Annotated in this window: 10 protein-coding genes, 1 pseudogene and 1 CRISPR repeat array (1 of these 12 cut by a window edge); of the genes and pseudogenes, 3 read left to right on the top strand and 8 right to left on the bottom strand. The window is 63.9% G+C overall.

The genetic code is table 11. From position 1 onward, the window contains the following. Positions 1-99 precede the first annotated feature (99 nt). Entirely contained in the window at positions 100-1,833 is a 1,734-nt protein-coding gene (locus FRC96_RS12250) for a DUF4397 domain-containing protein (protein WP_146974774.1), read from the top strand. Positions 1,834-1,970: 137 nt separating this feature from the next. On the opposite strand, the pseudogene FRC96_RS12245 reads toward FRC96_RS12250, so the two are convergent. The 3 genes and pseudogenes from FRC96_RS12245 to FRC96_RS12235 form a co-directional block, all read right to left on the bottom strand. Continuing rightward, a pseudogene (locus tag FRC96_RS12245) lies at positions 1,971-2,228 on the bottom strand (OmpA family protein); the annotation flags it as partial. A gap of 110 nt (positions 2,229-2,338) precedes the next feature. After that, positions 2,339-3,118: a hypothetical protein gene (locus tag FRC96_RS12240; RefSeq protein ID WP_146974772.1), complete on the bottom strand. Its 780-nt coding sequence runs from the start codon at positions 3,116-3,118 to the stop codon at positions 2,339-2,341. A 145-nt stretch (positions 3,119-3,263) separates the two neighbouring features. Continuing rightward, positions 3,264-4,898: a DUF2325 domain-containing protein gene (locus tag FRC96_RS12235; RefSeq protein WP_146974771.1), complete on the bottom strand. Its 1,635-nt coding sequence runs from the start codon at positions 4,896-4,898 to the stop codon at positions 3,264-3,266. 355 nt (positions 4,899-5,253) lie between these two features. Here FRC96_RS12235 and FRC96_RS12230 point away from each other — a divergent pair, with 355 nt between their 5' ends. Next, positions 5,254-9,894: a hypothetical protein gene (locus tag FRC96_RS12230; protein ID WP_146974770.1), complete on the top strand. Its 4,641-nt coding sequence runs from the start codon at positions 5,254-5,256 to the stop codon at positions 9,892-9,894. A 218-nt stretch (positions 9,895-10,112) separates the two neighbouring features. Beyond that, the gene (locus tag FRC96_RS12225) at positions 10,113-10,670 is read left to right on the top strand and encodes a hypothetical protein (protein WP_146974769.1); all 558 of its coding nucleotides are present in this window, start codon (positions 10,113-10,115) and stop codon (positions 10,668-10,670) included. 903 nt (positions 10,671-11,573) lie between these two features. Here FRC96_RS12225 and FRC96_RS12220 read toward each other — a convergent pair. The 5 genes from FRC96_RS12220 to cmr1 are packed head-to-tail and all read right to left on the bottom strand — an operon-like array spanning position 11,574 to position 17,769. Continuing rightward, positions 11,574-11,933, bottom strand: coding sequence for a hypothetical protein (locus tag FRC96_RS12220; RefSeq protein WP_146974768.1), 360 nt, complete (start codon positions 11,931-11,933; stop codon positions 11,574-11,576). After that, complete coding sequence (locus FRC96_RS12215; RefSeq protein WP_146974767.1) at positions 11,933-12,865, bottom strand: RAMP superfamily CRISPR-associated protein; 933 nt, start codon at positions 12,863-12,865, stop codon at positions 11,933-11,935. Before FRC96_RS12215 ends, FRC96_RS12220 begins: the two co-directional genes overlap by 1 nt. Next, on the bottom strand, positions 12,858-15,851 hold the full coding sequence (locus FRC96_RS12210; protein WP_146974766.1) for a CRISPR-associated protein Csx11: 2,994 nt from the start codon (positions 15,849-15,851) through the stop codon (positions 12,858-12,860). Before FRC96_RS12210 ends, FRC96_RS12215 begins: the two co-directional genes overlap by 8 nt. After that, positions 15,848-16,738, bottom strand: coding sequence for an RAMP superfamily CRISPR-associated protein (locus FRC96_RS12205; RefSeq protein ID WP_146974765.1), 891 nt, complete (start codon positions 16,736-16,738; stop codon positions 15,848-15,850). The genes FRC96_RS12210 and FRC96_RS12205 overlap by 4 nt, the downstream gene beginning before the upstream one ends. Continuing rightward, a complete protein-coding gene (gene cmr1 / locus FRC96_RS12200) occupies positions 16,738-17,769 on the bottom strand; it encodes a type III-B CRISPR module RAMP protein Cmr1 (RefSeq protein ID WP_146974764.1) in 1,032 nt (343 codons plus the stop codon). Before cmr1 ends, FRC96_RS12205 begins: the two co-directional genes overlap by 1 nt. A 332-nt stretch (positions 17,770-18,101) precedes the next feature. After that, positions 18,102-23,253: a CRISPR direct-repeat array (repeat unit 36 nt; unit sequence GCTTCAACGGGGCCGCCTCCCGAAGGAGGCGGAAGG); it runs 4,515 nt beyond the window's last position.

Below are 23,253 nucleotides of genomic sequence, written 5' to 3'. Positions count from 1 at the left end.
GTTGAGCATCGCCTCAACCGATCACGACCGCCGCGGCGTCTCACCGAGACGCCGCGGCATCAAGGGATGATGAAGACCTATTTCTGGAGTACCGACGCTATGAACACATCTCCATCCTATAAACTCCGCCTGCTCCTCTGCGCGGCCCTGACCACCGGCGCACTCGCCTGTGGCGGCGCCGAAGCCGAGCAAGGCGCCCAGGGGCCCCGGGGCCCGGTGGGTGAACAGGGCGAACCCGGCGAAGACGGGCAGCCCGGCACCGACGGCGAAGACGGCACCGACGGCACCGACGGCACCGACGGCGAAGCGGGTCTCAACTCGCTCGTCATCACCGAGAGCGTTGAGCCCGGCGACGTCTGCGCCAACGGCGGCGTGACCGTCTCGGTGGGCATCGACGCCAACGGCGACGAAGTCCTCGATGAAGACGAAGTCGACGCCTCCGAGACCGTCTGCAACCAAAACGACGCGGTCGAAGACCTCTGCGACGAAGCCTTCGCCATCACCGGTGTTACCGGCGTTGAACAGGCCCTCTACGAAGGGCAGGTAAGCGACCCGATCACCGTGGAGTCCAACGACGACGCCAACCTCTCCCTGGCCTTTGTCGGCGGTGGCGAGCTTGCACCTGCGCTCACCTCCAACAGCACCTTCACGGTCACCCCGCAGGAGCTCGGCGAGGGTCAGCAGATCACCGTGGTGGCCGCCGGCCAGTGCGGCAGCGACGTGATCACGATCGCGCTTCCCGAGGTCGAGCCCTTCGAGAGCCTGCTGAGCGTGGTGCACGTCTTCTCCGGCGCGGGACTTGTCGATGTCGCCCCCTCGGGCACCCTCGACATCATCACGACCCTGGGCTTTGGCGAAGCGACCGGCCCGTTGACCCTCACCCCCGGTGAGTTCACCTTCGACCTGCTCGACCAGGAGACGGTGGTCGCCACCACCGACACCTACACCCTGGAGCCGAGCACGGCCTACTCCCTGATCGCCCATAACGACGGCGGATCACTGGCCTTCACCCTCATCGAAGATGACCTCACTGAGCCGAGCAGCGAAGGCACCTTCCGCGCCCGCATCGTGCACATGGCCGAGATCGCCGGCACGGTCGACGTCAGCGCGGGCCCCGACACCGGAAGCCTTGCTCCTCTGGCCACCGGTGTCGCCCCCGGCGACGTCGGCACCTTCGCCGAATACGACGAGACTGTCGGTGCGATCCAGATCGACGCCGGTGGCACGATCCTGACCTACGAAGACGGCGTCGACACCGCCTTCTTCGAGGGGGATATCGCCAACATCTACGCCTTCGACAACGCCGCCGGCAACGTGCGCCTGCTGGTGCACTACCTTAACTTCGAAGGCATCTCGGTGCTCCGCGCCAACCCCGGCGGCGCCCCGGTCTCGCTCTTCGACTTTGAAGACGGCACCGTCCCCGCTGAGTTCATCCAGGGCGGCAACGCCGACTGGTCTGGCACCGACGCCGACGCCAGCCAGGGCACCTTCTCTCTGGCAAGCGGCGACATCACCCACAACCAGACCAGCACGATCACCCTCACCTACGACTTCCCCTCGGCCGGCATCCTCGCCTTCGACTGGAAAGTCAGCAGTGAGTCCGGCTACGACTTCCTCTACTACTGCGCCGACCCGCTCTTTAGCTGCGCGCGCGGCAGCAACCTGGGTCGAATCAGTGGCTCCACCAGCTGGGCGACCGTGCAGTACCCGATCGATGACGCTGGCTCCCGCTCCTTTGAGTGGACCTTCGAAAAAGACGGAAGCGCTGACGATGGCCTGGATATGGGCTGGATCGACAACATCACCTTCGTCGGTGAGCCCAGCCTCCTCTAACACCTCCCCCTCACGGCAGCTTCAGCCCTCAGGTTGAAGCCGCCCGGGTGAGACGCCACACAAAAGCCCCGCGACCCATATGGTCGCGGGGCTTTTTTATCATCTCCAGCGTCGTCGCGCCGGGGCGCGGCACCTTATTTGGTCGCCGCCCACTTGCGAATCTCGGTGCGGAAGTACTCATCGGCCGCATCGGTCCAGCTAAAGTTCTCGCGGATGTACTTCACCGTGTCTTTCTCCACATCGGTGTAGCTGTTGCCATCCTTGACCGCCTCCAGAAGTCGGTCGGCGTCGCTCTTGGAGAGGCGCCCGTCACCCTGGCCTTTGGTCAACTTCTCGGCCAGCTCCAGCAGCTCACGATCGTACTTCTTGCCATCGATCTCTTTGTAATACGACATCGGGTTCTCCTCAGATATGGGGGGTCAGATGATGGTGCGATGCTGTAGTTCTAATGCGTCGGAGCTGCGGAGGCAAGCGGGGGGCCGGGGTGGAGCGAGGGGACTTCCGCTCACGCTGCACCCACCACCTTCCGCCGTCCTCGCCGCAGCTGCCGCTTAAGCGTGGTGCGCAGCATCGCCCGCCAGTTCGAAAGATCGAGCGGGGTGAGCGTGATCAGCACATCCCCCAGACCAAAGCCCGGGTTCTGCGCATAGAAGTAGCTGACGTGTGGGTCGCTGAGCTCGCGCTCGGTGATGGGCGCCACATCCGCGCGCAGGTGTTTGGGCACCGTGCCAATCCACTCGCCAGCGGGGCCCGGGCGCACGTTGTCGCTGTAGCGGGTGGCAATCTGGCGGCAGAGCTCGCGCTCGGCCGCAGGAGTCGGCTGATCATGGCGTGGCCAGAAGGTCTGGTAGGTGCGCGGCAGCAGCAGATAACTCTTGTAGCTGAACACCGCCATCGCCAGATCGATCGGAGTGCGCGGGTGCTTAAGCCGGGCCTCCAGAAAATAGGCCATCACCACCGTCTGCAGCACGTTCTTGCCGCGATAGCGGGGCTCCAAAAGCGCGTTGCCCGGGTAGAGCACGATGCGCGTCTGGCCCTCCACCTCGTAGCGCTGCACATCCATCGTGCCCACGCCCACCAGCGGCCCATCGGGGCGCTCGCGCACAAGGATCACGTCGCGTTTGCTCAGATACCCCTCCTCAATGACCTCGGGGCTGCCCTCCATAAAGCGGCTGGCAAAGGCGCAGACCCTCTCAACCTCGGCAGCGCTCAAGGAGGGGGTGGGGCGAAACTCCAGGCGCAATCCGTTGAGGCGCAGAGTGTTAGGAAGCAGTCGGTTCAGCATAGGCGACAAAAACTCCATCCATCCCACGAGGGCATATCATATAAGAGATGCGGCGAGTACCGCGTTTGAATGCAAGCCGACGGCAGCTTGTAGTTGATGTTTGATGGCGAGCGCAAGGGGGGTGCAACACCCTCCTTTTTTCGTGTTACGCCTCGCTTCGCTCGGCCCGATCGAGCTTCACAAAGTTCTCAATGCCCTCGCGCAGCTGCGCCACCCCGTAGCCCCGGTTGCAATACACAAGCTCCACCGACGACTTGCCGGCGGCGTCGGTGAGCTGGTCGCTGGCCTTATGGCTCAAGAAGTCGGTGAGCAGGATCACGATATCCACGCTCCCTTTTTGCATGCGGCCGGCGAGGGCCTGCACCTGGCGCATGTTTTCGCCCTTCTTCACCGGAATCCACTCAAAGGAGCCGGGCCGAAAGATGTTCTCGATGCGGGCCTGCGCCTCGCTGCGCGTATCGCCGCCGACCATGACCACACGCGAGTTTTGAAGCACCGCATGCCAGGGCCACCCCTCGGGCAGAAGCTCCTCGACGAAGTCGGGCTCAGCGTCTTTTTCGGCCTCGGCCGCGTCGATGGCGTGGCGAAGCTTCGAGAGCGCCGCGCCGCTCAAATGATCCCGAAAGGGCCGCATCAGGCGTACCAGCCGCGGATCGTCGCCGCCTAAGCCGCCGGGGGTCGAGAGGATGTCTTCGACCAGCGCGCGGATGCGGTCGACCGGCGGGCTTTTGTCGATCAGCGCTTCAATCTGCCCCAGCGCCCGCTCCGGGTTCTGCGGGGCGCTCTGCTCCTCGACCTCCTCGCCATAAAGATCATGAGCAAGACGCGCGAGCTCGCGGTGGTAGTAGGCGGCGTCCTCGCTCCAGCGCGCGCCGTGGGCCGGGTGATGATCGCGGGCCAGCCCGTGCACAAAACCCGCGCGCGTGATGCTAAAATGGTTGCTCAGCCGATGCAGTATTTTGACGGCGTCTTTATCGTTCTGCACCACGCCGCGGCAGGCCGCCGGCGTCTCGTCCTGAAGGTGCCGGTAGCGCGCGGTGATCATACACCCCAGAGCGACCTGCACCTCATCGGGAAGCTCCTCCCAGGCGCGCAGCCGATCGTCGTCGGTGGCCGCCTTGAGCTTTCCAAGCTCTCCGACCACCTGCGCATAGGAGCCGACCTTTAACGGGGGCTCCCCGAGCTGGTCGCGGATATCGGGCAAAAGATGCGCCACGAGGCGAGCGCCGGTGGCCGGCTGGCTCTTTGCCCCCGCCCGCAGCTTCATCGTTCTGGACAGGCTCGACGCGACCCGCAGCACAGGAGGTTTGCGCGCGGGCTCTTCAGGCCGCATGGATGAGGTCGCTTCAGAAAGCCGAGCTTCGTCGCTGACCTCTTCAGACACCTGCCCCTGGTGTGTCGTGCCGACCTTCGCGTCGGTCGCTGCGTCGCAATCGCGCGCGGTCGTCGCGTCGGCCTCACAACTCGCCAGGGAGCCTGTCCCCTCCCCGACTTCCAGCGCCCTCCCCTGATCAAAGAGATCAAAGACCTGCGCGCCCAGCTCGCAGAAGATGGCGTCGAGCCTTGCTTCCAGCCGGGCGCGCTCCTCGCGGAGTGCGCGGGCGCGCGCGGCGCTTTTTGCCGCCTGCGCGCTCAGGGAGACAAGCAGCGCGCGCAGCGCGCGGGCTTGATCGATCAGCCCCCCGAGCTCGGCGCTCTTGCTCAGGATGAGGCGCTCGTTGGCCGCCTCCCCGCTGGCCATCTCCTCGCTCACCGACTCTCGTTGCCCTGCATCATCCATCGCATCCTCGCTGGTCTGCCCCCCGCCCTGTGATCGTCGTGCCGCGGCGCGTCACGAACACATCATCATGGCAGACTTCCCCCCCGGATGAACAGCGCCCGGCAGATTCGACCGTCGCGAGTCACGGTGATCTGCGCTTCGCGCGAGATCGCGCGCGAACCCATGCCCGGATTCCCCTTATGTTATGCGCCCCTTCGCAATGCCTGTTACCCATTGGCAAATTGTCAGCGCTGCCGCTCACCGACGATACTTCAGGGGTCTGATGCCATCCCACGCGTGTGACCGTCGCCTGCCGACGCCCCCCTGACGCCGCCTCCCCCTCGCCAGTGCGGACCTTCACGTTGAGAGCCCCCCTATGACACCGCTGCCCTCGTCTCTACGCGCGACGTTTCGCCCGGCCCTTATCGCCCTGCTCGTGCTGCTGGCACTCAGCGTCCTCTCCTGCTCGGGAGAAGACACCGCCAACCGCCAAACCCCCGATCTGGACGTGGGGCTCGATGCCGATGACGCCGGCGATGTCACGCTTCCAAGCACGCGCGAGCCCCGCGTCATCGAAGGCGCCACACAGATTCCGCGCCCCGGCGACACCGTGCTCCCCTGCCCTCCCGAGGGCTGCCCGGCCTGCGAGGTGAATGCCGACTGCGATGATGGCATCGCCTGCACCGAGGATGTTTGCGACACCGAGGCCGGCGAATGCGTCGTGAGCACCGCGCACACCCGCTGCGACGACGGGCTCTTCTGCAACGGCTACGAGATGTGCGCCCCCGAAGACCCGCAGGCCGCCGAGAGCGGCTGTGTGGCCGGGGAGCCTCCGGTGCTGGCCGACGGGGTCAGCTGCACCCTGGACGTCTGCGATGAGGAGAACGACCAGATCGTGCACCAGGGTGACGATGCACGCTGCGAGAGCGACGAGCCCTGCGCCGTGAGCATCTGCGACCCGGTCGAGGGCTGCGTCACGGAGCCTGCCGAAGACGGCACCCTCTGCATGGACGACACGATGGTCTGCCAGGGGGGCGACTGCATCCCCTGCATCGATGACGCCGAGGGTTCGGCCGACTCGGGCTGCTCCGGCGGGGAGCCCTTCTGTGTGGATGGGGCCTGCGCGCAATGCGAAGACAGCGCCGACTGCCCCATGGGCCTGATCTGTGATGCCGGGGTCTGCACCGGCTGCACCACCAGCGAACAATGCGATGATGGGGCGAGCTGCACCGTCGAGGGCTGCTTTGAGGGAAGTTGCCTCTACTACCCCCTGCCCAGCGTCTGCGGCAGGGGCGACGCCTGCGCCACCCGCGCGCCATCCTGCTCTCCGCGCGACGCGCAGGCCGACGCTGACGGCTGCGTGCCCGGCCCCTCCAAACTCGATGACCTGGAGCCCATCACCTGCGTCGAGCGCAGCTGTGACCCGGCCACCGGCGCCATCACCGAGTCGCTTAACCAGGAGCAATGCGAGCCCTCCGGGCCCTGCGTCACCTCGATCTGCACCACGAGCGGCTGCGAGGAGGAGCCCTTAAACGCGGGCATCGCCTGTCTCTACGGGGAGACGGAGATGGAGGAGGGCTTCTGCGACGGCCAGGGCAGCTGCGCGGTCTGCGCTGACACCGTCGTCGGGGGCATTGACGCCGGCTGCGACGCGCTCAACCCTTCGTGTGTCGAGGGCAGCTGCACCACCTGCACCGACGAAGGCCCCGGCTGCCCCCGCGACTGCAATGGCGAGCTGGACGGCCCGGCCTATGAAGACGCCTGCGGCCAGTGCGACGCCGACATCACCAACGACTGCGCCAACGTCTGCGACGGGGGGGCCTGCTCCCCCTGCGAGATCGATGCGGACTGCAACGACCGCAACGCCTGCACCCTCGACCAGTGCGTCGAAGGGTACTGCAACAACGACCCGGCCCCGCTCGACGGCGACACCTGCCAGTCATCGGAGATCAACGTCTGCGTCACCTCCTACTCCTGCCAGGAGGGGAGCTGCCAGCGCGACGGCACCGTGACCTGCGATGGCCCCTGCCACACCGGCGGCGCCTGCCGTGAGGGCATCGGAGGCTGTGAGATCGACGTGGGCGCGAGCTGCGACGACGGCGATCCGAGCACCATCAACGACACCTGCTCGCCATGGGGCCAGTGTGTCGGGGAGTGCGCCGGCCCCGACGGCCAGCTCTGCGCCGAGGACGACGGCAACCCCTGCACCGTGCCCGCCTGCGACGGCGAAGGCGGCTGCACCGAGCGCATCACCCCGGGCGTAAGCTGTGAGATGGCCTGCGGCGCCGGCGTCTGCAGCACCGAGGGGGTCTGCGAGCCCGTCGACAACGTCTGCAACCCGGAGTCGATGCGCAGCTGCGCCGCGTTTGAGTGCCGCCCCGACGAGGGGGGCTGCGTGGTCGTCAACGGGGACCCAAAGTGCGAGCTCGATGGCGCCTCGTGCGTCAGCGCGCTGGGCCTGTGCTCGGCCGGAAGCTGCGGTGACGGCTTCTGCGATATCGACGCCGAGTACCGCAACAACGCCAACCACTGCTTTGAGGACTGCGTCCGGGAGGGCTGCGGCACCTCCCCCACCTCCTACCTCTCCTGCGACGAGCCCCTCAACAACGAGGCCGTGCTGGGCACCTGGAACTCCGCGATGAGCATCGCCTACGGCATCCCCGAGCTCGACGCCCGCCAGACCGAGACCATCCGCCGCCAGCTCGAAGACGGCGTGGAGTGGCTTCACTTCATCGTCGACTACTGCTCCCCGGGCGCAAGCTCCGGGCCCATCTGCGTCTGCAAAGACGACGACACCTGCGGCCTGGCCAGCACACCGCTTCGCGACCGCCTGGCGGAGGTGCGCGACTACCTTTTGAGCCACCCCGCGCGCATCGTGCAGCTCTATGTGCGCTCGTATCTGGAGCGTGGCGATCTGCGCGAGGTCATCGACCAGGCCGGCTTAAGCGAACTTCTCTACCGCCGCGCCCTCACCACCGCCGGGTTCTCCACGCTGGAGCCTTTCGCCGCCGCGCGCGCCCAGCTTATCGCCTCCAACCAGCGTCTGGTCATCTATGACCGCGACTTCGTCCCCCCCTTCAACATCTTTCTGGGCGACTCGCGTCGCTACGAGGTGGTCGACGGCATCCCCCGCACTCCGCCCCCGACCATCGTCTTCAGCGGGCAGGAGACGCACACCACCAACACCTTCAACTGCGTGACCAGCACCAACATCGGCCCCTCCGAGGCGATCGTCTCCCCGCCGATTTATGGCGTGGTGCATAACGCCGGCCAGGGCTCGTCGACCTTTGTGGGCGCGGCCTGCTGGAACCGCTACGTGCAGAACCACCTCTTCGCCTGCCAGGAGGAAGAGGGGCGCCGGCCCAATGTGATCTTTGTCAACTATTACAACGCCGATCCCGAACCCCTGGACTGGGCGCGTGTCGACAACGACATCGTCTCGGCCTGCCCCGAGGTGCAGCCGGACACCTGCCGCCAGGACAGCGACTGCGACGCCGGGGTCTGCAACCTCTTCGGGGTCTGCGTGAGCTGCACCGACAACGCCGACTGCCGCGACGATCAGTACTGCAACGGCTGGTTCAACGCCTGCTTTGCGGATCTTCCCGGCGGCGGCCTGTGCACCGAGCCCGAGGAGTGCGCCAGCGGGGTCTGCTCGCTCTTTACCTGCACGGGCTGCGAGCAAGACTCCGACTGCCAGGAGGATCAGTTCTGCGCCTTCGACGGCACCTGCTCCCCGAAGAAGGCCATCGGTGAGGGCTGCATCAACGCACAGGAGTGCGTCAGCAACACCTGCTACCTGGGCTACTGCACCGAGTGCGACGAGCAGTCCGACTGCGGCGATGGCACCTTCTGCTCGCTCAACCCCCTGCCGGGAGAGAGCGCGTGTATCCCCCCCAAACCCAACGGGGAGACCTGCGCGCAGACCTTTGAGTGCGAGTCCGGTAACTGCTTTGCGGGCTTCTGCGTCGCCTGCGATGCGCAGTCCGACTGCGCCGACCCCAACCAGTTCTGCTCGCTGGACCCGCTGCCGGGCCAGAGCGCGTGCATCGACCGTAAACCCAATGGCCAGGCCTGCGCCCAGGACCTGGAGTGCGCCTCCGACAGCTGCTACCTGGGCTTCTGTGCCGGCTGCAATGAGCAGAGCGACTGCCCGGATGCCAACACGTTCTGCTCCCTCGATCCCCTGCCCGGGGCCAGCGCGTGTATCCCGCTTAAATCCAACGGCCAGGCCTGCGCTCAGAACATGGAGTGCGCCTCCGACAGCTGCTACCTGGGTTTTTGTGTGGAGTGCAACGAGCAGAGCGACTGCCCGGCCTCCAACGAGTTCTGTTCGCTCGACCCCGCCCCCGGCGCGAGCGCCTGTATCGCGCGTAAGGCCAACGGGTCTGTGTGTGCCCAGGGCTTTGAGTGCACCAGCGGCCAGTGCACCGCCTTTGTCTGCGGCGAATGCGCCAGCGACGCCAACTGCTCCGCCAACGAGCATTGCGACGCGTTGAACAACTGCGCTCCCGACGTCGGCAACGGCGCCCCCTGCCTGAAAGACTCGGCGTGCACCACCGACCTCTGCCTCGATGGCTTCTGTGCCCAGTGCCGAAACGACTCCGAGTGCCCGGCAAGCCAGCACTGCGATGCGTTTAATAACTGCGTCAACGATGTGCCCAACGGATCGGCCTGCCTGCGCGACTCGGCCTGCACCACCGACCTCTGCCTGGCCGGCTTCTGCGCGCAATGCGAGAACGACTCCCAATGCCCCGCAAGCCAGCACTGCGACGCCTTTAATAACTGCGTCAACGACGTGGGCAACAACGCCCCCTGCCTGCGCGACGCCAACTGCTCCACGGGCATCTGCTCGGCGGGTTTTTGCGCCCAGTGCACCTTTGATGGCCACTGCTCCTCAAACCAGTTCTGCAACGTGTTTGGGGACTGCGAGAATAAGGTGCCCAACGGCTCTCTCTGTGCGGACTCGCGGGTCTGTCAGTCCAATTGCTGTAGTTTCGGGTTCTGCAGCAATTGCTAGAGGCCGGGCACACACGTGCGGGTGAGGCACAAGGCCTCACCCTACGGCATGGGGGGACAGCGTGCCTCGTCTCGTGTCGCGGCGCCCCCTGTGGGCGCCGTTTTTTTGTTCAGGGAGGGGGGTGAGGTTGGATGCCGGGGGCATCAAGGCGTAAAGGTGGGTCGGTCGTCTCACCCCTTTGCGATGTTCGCCTCATAGAACGCGTAGCGAGGTCAGGTATGTATCGCCCCGGTTATCCCGATCCCCTCACCCTCAGAGACGCGCTGCGGCTGGCGCAGATGTGGTGCGACTCCGATCACACCAAAAGGCGCGCCGGAGAGTGGGGCATCACCCTGGCGTCGGAGCTTGCAGGAGACCATGAGGCGATCATCGCACGTATTCTGCGCGCCTTTCCCTGGATGGCGTTGAGCTCGGTGGAGCCCGACTGGCCCCATGCGCTCTTTGATGGCGAGGTCTCAAGCTCGCTCGGGCCCCTTCAGCTGCGCGAAATCGCCAGCATCTCATTCTTCGATAACCCCACCTTCGACAAAATCCCCTGGGTCAACTTTAGCGTTTATCCCAACGCGTTCATCACGAAGGTCGAGCTCCATGAGGGTCATGAGCTGGTCTACGGGGAGGAGGCCACGCGCAAAAACCGCGAGCGGCTGCACCGTTCGCTGGTCGCGCTGGAGCCGCTTCTTGGAGGCCCGATCGTGGATGGATGTTCCGAGCAGTTTGAGGCGATCGAGCTGTATGGGATTCCGGAGGGGGCGGTGTCGTTTTGGGGTTCGGAGTGAGGGGGGTGGGGGAAACAATTAGGCAGTTGCCACGGCGTTAAGTTTCCGGGTCAGACTCACACATGGCCGACCACATTCCCTCCGCTGTGATCCCCCAGGTGACCGTCTGCGCAGTAACGGTGCCTGGAACCCAACTCGCTGCGCCAAATGCATGATGCGCTTGATATGCGCGACCGATCAATATTTCTCTCGCTCCACGCACACCGGAGCTCTCGCTGCTGGCATGCGCCAAAACCCGTTTGGTTAAGACGGAAGGCGAGTCACCCGATAGATCGACAGCGCCGCCGAACAACGTTGAGGCCTGTTCATGCGAGTCGTTGGCGAGTGCGCCGAGCCCATATCGCGTGTCGCCTCCAACGAAGAGTTGTTTGGGTTGTTCAATGTACTGCCGTGCTTGCTCAGCGCGTGTAAAAACGTAACCGACGTAGGCGACGCGATCGGAGGGGGCGCTTTCCCCACGCCATCGAGCACAGACGCACTCCGTCTCACGAAGTGAACCCTCGGCCGCGGAGTCAGAGGTCGGGTCGATCGCCGTGCCGGGACGCGTCGAAAGCAGGCGACGACGAAAGGCACGGTCCGCAACAGGCTCGCCACGTCCATCCTCTCGCTGCCAACAAAGACCATCCTCGTCGAAGCGCGGGAGCCAGGCAACCCAGCTCCGCTCCGTGTGTTGGGCGGGGTAGAGGTAGGTGAAGCGCGCGTCGCTTTGCAGAACATCGCCGATATCTTTGTACTCTGGAGCCTCCTCCGCCGCGAGGCGCGCGGTTTCGGCTGTCATGGCACCCCAGACCGCTCGCGCAGGGATGTAGAGCCGGCAACGGTTGAGGGAACCAGCGGGAACATGTCCGACAAAGAGTGGCCCTTCGAGGACCCACGTCCAGCGGTGAAGCGTCCAGGTCATCGTCACCTCGCTTTGGCGTGATAACGTGCGTAGACGAGGGCCTGACGTACCAGCTCGCGGGCCAGCAACAAGTTGTCGAGGTCCTTCGAGAGCTCCTTGATTGGGCCGAGGGCATCGCTGCCGCCGTCTTTCGACGCGACCAGGGGCGACGCCGTGGGCGTCGTTCGCAGGAACTCGAAAGATTTACTATAGACTTCGTTTGCTCCGTCTTTGTTCTTCTTCGATTTTAAGAAGAGGAAGGCGGCGTAGAGCCCCTGCTCCTCCAGCACCCCGATCACATCGGTCAGCAATGTTTCTTTGACGGCCTTGTTCGCCACGAGCTTCTGACCCAACTCGGCGCACTTCATATCGAGGATCTCCATCACTTGCCTCCTTCAGTGCTCGCGTCCGGGGAGTCGCTCTCATCTGCTCGTGAGGGCACCCTCAGCCGCCCCATGCCCCGTGTTCCCATCCCGCCGATGCCGAGGTGTTTAAGAAGCTCATGGGCCTTGGCGGTCTCCTTAAAGACCTGGGTCATGTCGGTGGCGGCGCTCACCTCCTTTCCGCCAACCTTAAAGTGCCCCGGATTCCGGCAGGTGATGTCCCACGCAAGCACGGTGCCACGAGGAATCGCTTCGTAGGTGAAGAGCGCGCCATCCTCGGCAGCACCCGTCGCCGGATCGATCGAGACCGACGTCCTGACCTCCAGGTTGCTGTTGACGATGTGGCTGAAGAGCTTGTCGGTGACAATGACCACACTATTGCGAATATGTTGCGGTACGCAGGTGAGCGCGTTGATGGCTTGCTTTGCCGCTTCGGGCATCGAGGCGCCGGGCAGCAGAAGCCATCCGAGGTTCAAGGGGGCACCTGCGTCGTCTGCCGTGTGTGCCTTGTCATCCCCGACACCGGCCATCTCGGGTTTGTCGAGACTCGACGGAGACGCGATCCAGCGCGGGCCCTTTCGCGTGGGCACGGGGAAAAACACCACATGCGCATCGCTGAACCCCGCCAACCCCGCGAAACCGCCGCCAGTGCTCTTCGCAAACCCAAAACACATGCATACCGGGCAGTCAGGCTGGCCGCAGTGGCCTCCCTGGCCCGCACAGTCAGGGTACTTGCCGTCCGTCTGCATCGCGACGTAGGTCCGGTACACGCCAGCGAGGCTCGATCCGGGGATCTTCGGGACGCGTGTCACCGGGTCGCGCACGATCGTGTTGTCGACTCGTCCGAGGCGGGCGCCGCCCGTGCCGACGTGGATCGGATCGACGGCAAACCCATAGACCCGGTGGGCCTCGAAACTCTTATGCTTAGTCATCGTTGGCCTCCAGGTTCTGTTTGAGGACTTGAAGCTGCCAGCGCAGAGCGCGCAGCAAGACGCCCGTGCGGGCAGCATCGACGAGGGAATCCAAAGCGGCGCCCCTCGCCCCGAGTTGATCGTGAAGCACGGCGCGGACGAAGACGAGCCAGGTCTCCTGCGCGTCGCGCGTGGATGATTCCGAGAGCCAGCGGTCACGCGCGTCTTCGATCGCGCGCAGCGCAGCGCGCAGCGCGCTCATGCTGGGCGCAACATCGCGCACCAGCTCCCAGACAGCAGCGCGCTCATGGACTTCGGAGAGGTAACATACCTCAGCGGGCGCAAAGCGACGCGCCGTGCTGTCGAGAAAGACGTTCGACAGGCGGGAGGGCCGGACTCGGACGCCATCCCCTGGGCGGAGATCGCTCACGTGTCGGTACACTCGCCCGTCAGGGTGCTGGAAGTCGCGGGGGGCACGCAGGCCCCCACCCTCTATGCTGAGGTAGGGATAGTGCGCGTCGTCCCGCCCGTCAGGCAGCCGCGTAGGCGTGCACGTCAGCTCCGACTCACCGTCGAGCCGGACCCAGCGCACGCAAGCGACACCATCGCGACGCCGCACATCAGCGACTCGCCATGTCTCTTCACTTTGCTTCAAATCATCCTCGATATTACGGGCTGCCTCAATGACAGCCTGGAAGGGCGTCATCCGGGGGAACGCGACCAGCCCTACCCGAAGTGGCAAACGCGACCAGACCCGCGCGAACTGCTCCTCCCACAGGGTCGCGGCAGCGCGCGCTACCTCATCGGCAACCTCGAGCGGGAGCAGCACGCGAAAGCGCCGGGGGCCCAACTCAAGCGGGATGATTGGCTGGTAGATGCCCAAATGGCCAATCTTCTCCTCGACTGCCGTGATGATCATCGAGACGGGCGATTTCGAGGTGTCGCTCGTCACCTCGATCTGTTGACCGTCGAGGACACGACAGCTCTCCGCTGCGTCGAAACAACGCGCAAGATTGGTGATGGTCACGAAATCATTGGTGGATTGCCGATACACAAGACCGAGAGGCGCCTCACGCCAAGTGGCATGATAGGTTTCCCGATCATTCCATGATCCACCGTCCGCCCGGGTGGCCTTCACCACGAGGCGACGTACGCGCCAGCGGTTTTCATGCGCGCTCGCGCGCTCGCGTATCATGCCTAAGAGTTGTTGAAAGAAGGCCTCGGCGCTCTTCCAGAAGCGGTGAACGCGACCCGGCGATGCGTTCTTGCGAAAGAGCTGGTGAGCGAGCCAAGCCGCCTTGTCGCGGTCAGACAAACTCAACCATTTTGGAGCACTAGAGCGGTCTTCGACGACTTTCCCGAAGAAGTCTTCCCAGCTGGAGTCGTGCTGGAATCCGTCTTGAAGTCCCCTCATTAAAGGTTCTTCCTTATCGAAGACGGAAACCCTGGCCGTAAGCTCCGCCACCATCGACCTCATTGGATATTGTGGCTCGATAGGGTTTGCCCTGTTTTTCAACACCGGTTTGTTGTTACGCCAATCCGCTATCGATTGCGCGCGCATCCCATCGATCTCGCTACCGTCGAGCCAACCGTCGATACCGAGATTTAGCGTCAGAAGCGCCATGCGATCATTATGGTCGGCGACCTCCGAGATCCAGATCGTGTCTTGCTGGACATCGTCATTTAGCCAGGCGCGCAACCGACCTCGCCGCCGTTTGTCACACAACGTGCATGTCTTTTGCTTGTCGCTCCAATCCCCGTTGCGTCGCACAAGACATACCGGGCAGGTGTGGCCGTTTTTGATCTCGCGCTCAAAACCTTTACGATCCGTACGTAACGCTGATGGGACACTCCACGAGCGATGCAACGGGACGCGGGTGGCGTGGCGAGCCTCTTGTAGCTGAGTCGTCATGGCGATAAACGATCGCGTCGACTCTGACATCATAACGATGGGCGGGGTGTCGAGGTACTGGCCAAGCTGATCGATCTCCTCGTCCAGAGCTTTCTTGATATCGTCGGCCTCTGAATCGCTGACGCTCCCTGCACCACCATCCATACGTTCGCCCGGGAACGTGAACGCAAGGGTCTGACCGTCGCGGTAGACGAGCCCCCCGAGCGCCAGGTCCACCTCGATGAGGCGGCAGACGTCATCGAAGAAGCGCTCAATCTGCGCGTGAGCACCTGCCCAATCTCCAATGCGTACTGCGCGGTCTTCATAATATTTGGTGCCTACGCCCACCGTGAGCACGCGCCAGCGCGTGGTTTTTTTTAAATCTTGCCAGTTCATGTTGCTGGCAAGCATCACGCCGGCAACGGCGCTCTTGAATAACGCCGCCGCTACGAAAGATTGGTCCCAGAGCGTCACGTCGTTGTTGGGAACGCGAGTCTCGGCGAGCGTGTCGAGGAATGCTTGTCGCGTGACGCTTCCGGCGCCGATCGCGTCTTCGCGCCATTGAGCCCATGGCGCAACATCGACGCATGAGGAGCTATGCAGCTGAGAGAGCTTGTCCAGTATGCGCGCAATCTCATCTACAATGGTTTGAAGACCTCTCGGCTGCAGAATTGCGGGAGGCTGAGCTAACAGGTTGCGCTCGGGGTGCCCAAAGGGTGAGGTGCGCCACATATGAGTGACGTCCTGTCCGAGATAGCCACTTGCATTCTTCGGGTGGTTTTTTTCAATACCCGACGCCATCGCGTGAGCAGCCTGGAGAAGCCCGACAATATTCTTTTTGGACCTACCTTCGTCGAAGTCGCTCCAGAACGATGTTAGTGAGGAAGGCCAACCATTTGCGAAGACAGTGGACGAGAGCCAACTGAGCTGCGCGTCGATATCTGGATTCAGCGCCGAGAACCACTCCTTATATTTGTAGGCGTTGCTCTGGCCGCCGTGACCTCGCAAGAAGTCCGGGTGCGCCTTGCCGGCCATATGGAACCAGCCGAGCGCCTCACACGCCAGCAGCACGGCGCGATGATCGCGCAGCGTTTGGAGCGGATCGGTCGTGCTCATGGTGCCCCCGCAAAACGAACGTCATCGACCTGTCGGCAGGCATCGGCAGCCGTGGTCTCTTGTTTTGTTCCACCCAGACCCGCGAGCTCCCATTTCAACTCGTTGGTGAGTCCCCAACCGGCGGTGCGTTTGGCCGAGATCCCGTAGACCGTCAGCAGCTTCTCAATGGCGTCGAAGAGCTTCTTGAACGTGTCGGTCGGCGCGGCTTCACCAGGATGCGGCAAGTAAACGAGGCGGAGCATGCCGCCGGTGCCTGGGGGAACGACCTCATAAACGATTGGATTTTTCCCCGCGCGTCGCTTCCGATCGTGGGGGTTGATTACCTCGAACCCGACCTTGTCGAACCAGGTGGGACGAAAGGCCAGAGCCCCGCGCTCGAAGTCTTCGTCCTCTCCCTTCTCGTTGCCGAAGAGGTGTACGATCCAGTCCGGGTCTTGCCAGCCTCGAAACAGGTTGTCGTGCTTTTCGAGGTGTTCGAGGAGCCCGGCCTCCATACGACACGCCCACCGCAAAAGCCCCTTCCAACTCGCCGCGCTCATGAAGGGGACACCGAAGACACGGTCCTTGCGAAGCGGGTTGTCGAGAACGTGGAAGGGACGGTCGTCCCTGGAGTACCAGGGCGTCTGCAAGGTGAATTGGACCGTGAGAGCGAACCAGCCTGGCACGGTAAGAGTACTGTCCGGGTCGAGCTTCAGGTCGTCGGGGAACGAGGCTGAGATGTTTTTGGCTTGCTGCTGGTACGTGCGCCGGAATTCCTCGCGACTTTTGTCACCTTTGGTCGGCCAGACAAGGCACTCGTCGGCCATACCAGAGACGAGGTCCGGTGCGGTCTTCGCCGATGGATTGATTTGTGGGCCGTGTAAGCTCGCGTAATAATCGTAGACCATCACGTCTCCTCCACTTTCAGCAGTTCGCCGAGGATCTCCGGCCCGGTCAGGAGCTTTTCGTCGTCGACGCTTCCTTTTCCCCATGCTTTCTCCAGACGCAGCTTGATCGTGTCGAGCGTGATGGCGTCATTGCCACCCTTCGGGTTGACGAAACCGAAGGTCCGCGGCGGCTCTCGGAAGCTGAAGACCTTTTTGCTCTCTCCAGGCTTTCCACGTCCTGCACGACGGCCCGCCAACCACGAATCGCCATTGCCCTTCTGGCTTTTCGGCTCGCTTCGCCCGATCACCTTGTTGAAAGTGCTGCGGTGGACATCCTGGCGCGCGAGATACTGTCCCGACACCGACCAGAAGTTCTCGAGGCTCGCCCACGTAACGCCGCTTTGCGAAGCGTTCCGCCAGCAGGAGTCGCGTGCGTAGGCTTCGAGTGTTGCCTTGTTTGCCGAAGCGACTCCATAGGACGCCTCGAGCGCAATAATTCCGAAATCCTGGTGGTGGACCTCGTTCTTGCGCTCGTTCTCCTCCGTCGGCTTGAAGACCGTCTTCCCACCGATGGCACCGTGCTCGGCGATGAGCCGCAACGTCAGGTCGAGTAGCGCCCACTCCTCGTCGCGGACCGCTCGCAGGGGCGTGAAGCGCAGCGTGAAGGACTTGTCTTTTTTGATCTGTTGGAGCTGGCCCTCAGCGTCTTTGATCTGTTGGGGCTGGCCCTCAGCGTCAGTTTCAAAGTCGAGCACGTCGAAGCGGAACTTCCGAGCCCAGCCTGTACAGCCGAAGAACTCGCAGACCACGCAATGCTTGCGGTCGATGCACTTCGTGTTCGACGGGTCGCAGGGCTTGCCGCCGAGACCGCGTGCAACGACCTCGTACCACCAACGGATCGAGCCGAGGAGCCCGGTGGTGATGAGTCGGCTCGAATCGACAACATCAACCAGTTCGTTGCGCCGTGTCCTCTTGTTGTACTTCTTTTTGACGCGAGCCGTGCCCGTCCAGAGGTTGGAGAGCGCTTTGACGGTGTACGTGCGCTGAGTCATCCGAGCCCCTTTCTTAGATTTATTCCATAGATGCGAGTCACTACTGGCATCTGGACGCCCCATCCCACCACGACGTTCCAGCGATCGACGAGCGCCCGACCCACACCCGACCTGAGCACGCCTTTGAACTCATAAATTCGCCTAAGAAGGTGTTGAATACGGTACGGCACAACGCTCCCCCTGATAGGGCACCAGGATGATATTGGCGTCTGTTTATCACAACTCTTTGAGGCTATCGATACGCTTTTTGATTCAAAAGTTGAAGTGTCTTAACGACGGAGAGTCATAACCCGTTCAATTGCCAGAAAAACTACGTCAGCCTGCCCAGGCTAGCTTCAACGGGGCCGCCTTTTGATGGAGGCGGAAGGCTTAATCGCACACCGTGCGCACCTCCGGTTTTTTTTGCGGGCTTCAACGGGGCCGCCTCCCGAAGGAGGCGGAAGGAGCTGACCAGCGACGGCGCGTTCCGCATCGACGCGGGGCTTCAACGGGGCCGCCTCCCGAAGGAGGCGGAAGGAGGGAGTGTTGTTTGTTGGAGGGCTATTCCCGTCCAACGAGCTTCAACGGGGCCGCCTCCCGAAGGAGGCGGAAGGTTTAATGAGGTACAGAATGTCGGATCTGATGAGTCGTGCTTCAACGGGGCCGCCTCCCGAAGGAGGCGGAAGGTTCTTAAGCTTCGCTTGGGGGAAGAGGAGGTAGTATCCGCTTCAACGGGGCCGCCTCCCGAAGGAGGCGGAAGGTCGATCACAATCCCGGATCGCTCGATCAATTTGCCGTGCTTCAACGGGGCCGCCTCCCGAAGGAGGCGGAAGGCGGAGAGCACCGCACCGTTCTCTGGGTTGCGGATTAGCAGGCTTCAACGGGGCCGCCTCCCGAAGGAGGCGGAAGGACCCCGAACTCGCGGAAGAAGACGAAAAACTGTACCTCCGGCTTCAACGGGGCCGCCTCCCGAAGGAGGCGGAAGGACCACGCTCAACGCCGAGTACGACGTGACCGTCGACGGGCTTCAACGGGGCCGCCTCCCGAAGGAGGCGGAAGGCATCACCAATGCTAAGGCCCTTAGCGGCGAGCTGCTTTCGCTTCAACGGGGCCGCCTCCCGAAGGAGGCGGAAGGCTCAGATTGGTGCCTCAACCTGTACTGGCATGATTAGCTTCAACGGGGCCGCCTCCCGAAGGAGGCGGAAGGGTGATTCGACCTGAGCTCGAAACGCTCCTGGCTGAGGGGCTTCAACGGGGCCGCCTCCCGAAGGAGGCGGAAGGGCGCGAACAGCGCGGCGGGCTTGCGCTCCACGCCGGTGCAGCTTCAACGGGGCCGCCTCCCGAAGGAGGCGGAAGGCGCAAGGCCACGGCGCAGGGGCAATATCAGATCACGAGCTTCAACGGGGCCGCCTCCCGAAGGAGGCGGAAGGGTCGATATTCGTAATGCAAAAATAATGGGAAGTTCAGAAGCTTCAACGGGGCCGCCTCCCGAAGGAGGCGGAAGGAAGGTTGGCGTCTGCACCATGAGCAAGCAGCGCATGCTTCAACGGGGCCGCCTCCCGAAGGAGGCGGAAGGCCCGCCAGATGTTGCCCAGCCAGCGGTTGCACCACGCGAGCTTCAACGGGGCCGCCTCCCGAAGGAGGCGGAAGGGTCAACGACGAACTCCGCTTCATGCTCCGCCAGCGCCTCGCTTCAACGGGGCCGCCTCCCGAAGGAGGCGGAAGGTAGCCCGGGTTGCAGCCGGAACACTTTCGGGAATGATGAGCTTCAACGGGGCCGCCTCCCGAAGGAGGCGGAAGGCGCCATGCCTTGCTCTTGCGAGGGTCTCGCGACCAGTGGCTTCAACGGGGCCGCCTCCCGAAGGAGGCGGAAGGCCCACCGGGCGACGTCGAACGCGACGAAGATCGACTCTTGCTTCAACGGGGCCGCCTCCCGAAGGAGGCGGAAGGTACTCCACGGGGTCGGACCCGCGGAGGGTCAAGTAGTCGCTTCAACGGGGCCGCCTCCCGAAGGAGGCGGAAGGGGTGGAGCCCCCCGAAGGTCTGCCCGTAACTTTAGACACGCTTCAACGGGGCCGCCTCCCGAAGGAGGCGGAAGGGTTCCCGTCACTGCACCGTTCTGATAGATACGGTGGTGCTTCAACGGGGCCGCCTCCCGAAGGAGGCGGAAGGTTCTCCAGCCCGTCGGCAAGCGCGGAAAACACCACGTGCTTCAACGGGGCCGCCTCCCGAAGGAGGCGGAAGGCTCACACGGCATTCTGAATTCCATGCCATAAACAGCGCGCTTCAACGGGGCCGCCTCCCGAAGGAGGCGGAAGGTCGATCCGCAAGAGTATCGCAAGATCAAGGCTGCCATTGAGCTTCAACGGGGCCGCCTCCCGAAGGAGGCGGAAGGAAGAAAGCCCCCATGGTCTGTTAGGATCATGGGGGCGCTTCAACGGGGCCGCCTCCCGAAGGAGGCGGAAGGCAAGCGCACGATCCAGCTCCCCGCGATGACGGTGCAGCTTCAACGGGGCCGCCTCCCGAAGGAGGCGGAAGGGATTGAATGAGTGGAGCCGGGTTCCGTACTTCCGCTCCCCGCTTCAACGGGGCCGCCTCCCGAAGGAGGCGGAAGGGCGATCTATTTCGCGGCAACTGAGACGAAGAGGAGGCGACGTGCTTCAACGGGGCCGCCTCCCGAAGGAGGCGGAAGGAACGGCGTTAGCGGCGAGTTCCTCTAAGGTCGTGTAAGTGCTTCAACGGGGCCGCCTCCCGAAGGAGGCGGAAGGAAGAACACGCTTCATTCTTTCGACGCGGTGAGGATGGCTTCAACGGGGCCGCCTCCCGAAGGAGGCGGAAGGCAAATAGTCGTCAGTTTGATCGCTAACTCCCTTTAGGCTTCAACGGGGCCGCCTCCCGAAGGAGGCGGAAGGGTGCAGCCAGCAGTCGCTCAAGGCGGCGCTGACGGGGGCTTCAACGGGGCCGCCTCCCGAAGGAGGCGGAAGGGGCAAGCGACATCGACCCGACGTATCGGGCGATGAAGCTTCAACGGGGCCGCCTCCCGAAGGAGGCGGAAGGGGGGAGCTGATGCTGGGCACCTGTCCCGACTGCAACGGCGCTTCAACGGGGCCGCCTCCCGAAGGAGGCGGAAGGCTGGAGACTATTTCCCAAGGCGTCATCTCTGACTCAGGCTTCAACGGGGCCGCCTCCCGAAGGAGGCGGAAGGGGTGCAGTCGGCGGTCGCGCTCTACAAGACGCACGCCGCTTCAACGGGGCCGCCTCCCGAAGGAGGCGGAAGGCAGACTATGTAGGTATGGAGATCCCCCCTCCTAACGGCTTCAACGGGGCCGCCTCCCGAAGGAGGCGGAAGGCAGTCGAAGAAATTTTAGAAGCGGAGGTGAACTAATGGGCTTCAACGGGGCCGCCTCCCGAAGGAGGCGGAAGGAGCACCTGCTATTACTTAGTGTAAGAGAGCAACCCAACCGCTTCAACGGGGCCGCCTCCCGAAGGAGGCGGAAGGCGGCGTGGAGAGGCCGCGCGACATGTTTGCCAACAGCGCTTCAACGGGGCCGCCTCCCGAAGGAGGCGGAAGGCTGTGCGAGAAGGCCCAGCGCCTCGGCTGCCTGGTTGGCGCTGCTTCAACGGGGCCGCCTCCCGAAGGAGGCGGAAGGAACTCTTAAGCTGCCGGGTGTGAATACAGCCTCGGGGGAGCTTCAACGGGGCCGCCTCCCGAAGGAGGCGGAAGGTTGACGATGTCCGTCGCCGACGAGTCCATGTTATGCCCGCTTCAACGGGGCCGCCTCCCGAAGGAGGCGGAAGGCTCGTGGGTCGAAACCATCACGAGGCGTTCCTCGGGGGAGCTTCAACGGGGCCGCCTCCCGAAGGAGGCGGAAGGGGCCGCTATGATGAGCGTAACGCGAAACGCCTGCGCCGCTTCAACGGGGCCGCCTCCCGAAGGAGGCGGAAGGGCCAGATGTTGCCCAACCAACGGTTGCACCACGCGACGCTTCAACGGGGCCGCCTCCCGAAGGAGGCGGAAGGTATCGTTGGACCCAATTGAGAGGTTTCAGATCAACAGCTTCAACGGGGCCGCCTCCCAAAAGAGGCGGAAGGGCGTGACGACGCTGATCAACTCGACACCGGCCGTGAAGGCGCTTCAACGGGGCCGCCTCCCGAAGGAGGCGGAAGGGCGCTACCCCGGCTCGGAGAGACGGGCGCACGACGCGCTGCTTCAACGGGGCCGCCTCCCGAAGGAGGCGGAAGGACAGGTAGGTGTGACCGTCGCCCTCGGGCACGAGCTCAGGCTTCAACGGGGCCGCCTCCCGAAGGAGGCGGAAGGCTCAAGGTCGGCCACTCCGCATATCTGAGGCGATAATGGCGCTTCAACGGGGCCGCCTCCCGAAGGAGGCGGAAGGAAGCGGAGATCGACGGGCAGGTGGAGATAGCGACCGGTGCTTCAACGGGGCCGCCTCCCGAAGGAGGCGGAAGGAAAATCGTAGGTGATGTTGATCTCCTGCTTGCGCTGGCCGCTTCAACGGGGCCGCCTCCCGAAGGAGGCGGAAGGACGGCTGCGAAGATGCAGACTCAGGCCAAGCCCCTTGCTTCAACGGGGCCGCCTCCCGAAGGAGGCGGAAGGAGTGTAGATGTGGGTACACAGAACGAAAATCTTAGAAGCTTCAACGGGGCCGCCTCCCGAAGGAGGCGGAAGGCGGCGGCCTCAGTGGTCCGGTCGGACTTTCTCAAACTCAGCTTCAACGGGGCCGCCTCCCGAAGGAGGCGGAAGGGCGCCCGAGCCCGCGCCGAAGAAGAAGGACGCCCCGGCTTCAACGGGGCCGCCTCCCGAAGGAGGCGGAAGGACGAGGTTGAGAAAGGCGGCAAAGCGTCTGACGCCAACGCGCTTCAACGGGGCCGCCTCCCGAAGGAGGCGGAAGGTGGGCATGCCCTACGATCGTGTCGCCGAGATATACGAGCTTCAACGGGGCCGCCTCCCGAAGGAGGCGGAAGGAGGAGAAGTGTGGGCACGCGAAGATGAGGATGGAGAGGTCGCTTCAACGGGGCCGCCTCCCGAAGGAGGCGGAAGGGCCCCCAACTTTGCGAAGGGAGGCAAGCTGCTGCTCTCGCTTCAACGGGGCCGCCTCCCGAAGGAGGCGGAAGGGCCGAGACGACCAGCCTGACCAAAGAGCAGGTCGCGGCGATGCTTCAACGGGGCCGCCTCCCGAAGGAGGCGGAAGGTGGCGAGAGTTTCGGGGCCACCTACGAGGGGTTCGAGTTGCTTCAACGGGGCCGCCTCCCGAAGGAGGCGGAAGGGACGATTAAGCGATACCGCCTGCCCACGGTGGTCGACGCTTCAACGGGGCCGCCTCCCGAAGGAGGCGGAAGGGTGCAGTTAGCGGATGGCACTTATGACATGTCTGTCAGGCTTCAACGGGGCCGCCTCCCGAAGGAGGCGGAAGGGACAAGAGGAGGGACGCTGTTCACCGAGATCGAACTCGCTTCAACGGGGCCGCCTCCCGAAGGAGGCGGAAG

This window comes from Lujinxingia vulgaris, assembly GCF_007997005.1.
Lineage (GTDB): Bacteria > Myxococcota_A > Bradymonadia > Bradymonadales > Bradymonadaceae > Lujinxingia.
The sequence above is the reverse complement of the archived record's forward strand: the minus strand, read 5'-3'. Positions and strand labels throughout refer to the sequence as shown.

Coding starts and splice junctions, on each gene's coding strand:
- FRC96_RS12240 (WP_146974772.1), bottom strand. CDS start 3,118: ATGCTGAACCGACTGCTTCCTAACACTCTGCGCCTCAACGGATTGCGC.
- FRC96_RS12205 (WP_146974765.1), bottom strand. CDS start 16,738: ATGGTCTACGATTATTACGCGAGCTTACACGGCCCACAAATCAATCCA.
- FRC96_RS12215 (WP_146974767.1), bottom strand. CDS start 12,865: ATGACTAAGCATAAGAGTTTCGAGGCCCACCGGGTCTATGGGTTTGCC.
- FRC96_RS12235 (WP_146974771.1), bottom strand. CDS start 4,898: ATGGATGATGCAGGGCAACGAGAGTCGGTGAGCGAGGAGATGGCCAGC.
- FRC96_RS12230 (WP_146974770.1), top strand. CDS start 5,254: ATGACACCGCTGCCCTCGTCTCTACGCGCGACGTTTCGCCCGGCCCTT.
- FRC96_RS12225 (WP_146974769.1), top strand. CDS start 10,113: ATGTATCGCCCCGGTTATCCCGATCCCCTCACCCTCAGAGACGCGCTG.
- FRC96_RS12210 (WP_146974766.1), bottom strand. CDS start 15,851: ATGAGCACGACCGATCCGCTCCAAACGCTGCGCGATCATCGCGCCGTG.
- FRC96_RS12220 (WP_146974768.1), bottom strand. CDS start 11,933: ATGGAGATCCTCGATATGAAGTGCGCCGAGTTGGGTCAGAAGCTCGTG.
- FRC96_RS12250 (WP_146974774.1), top strand. CDS start 100: ATGAACACATCTCCATCCTATAAACTCCGCCTGCTCCTCTGCGCGGCC.
- cmr1 (WP_146974764.1), bottom strand. CDS start 17,769: ATGACTCAGCGCACGTACACCGTCAAAGCGCTCTCCAACCTCTGGACG.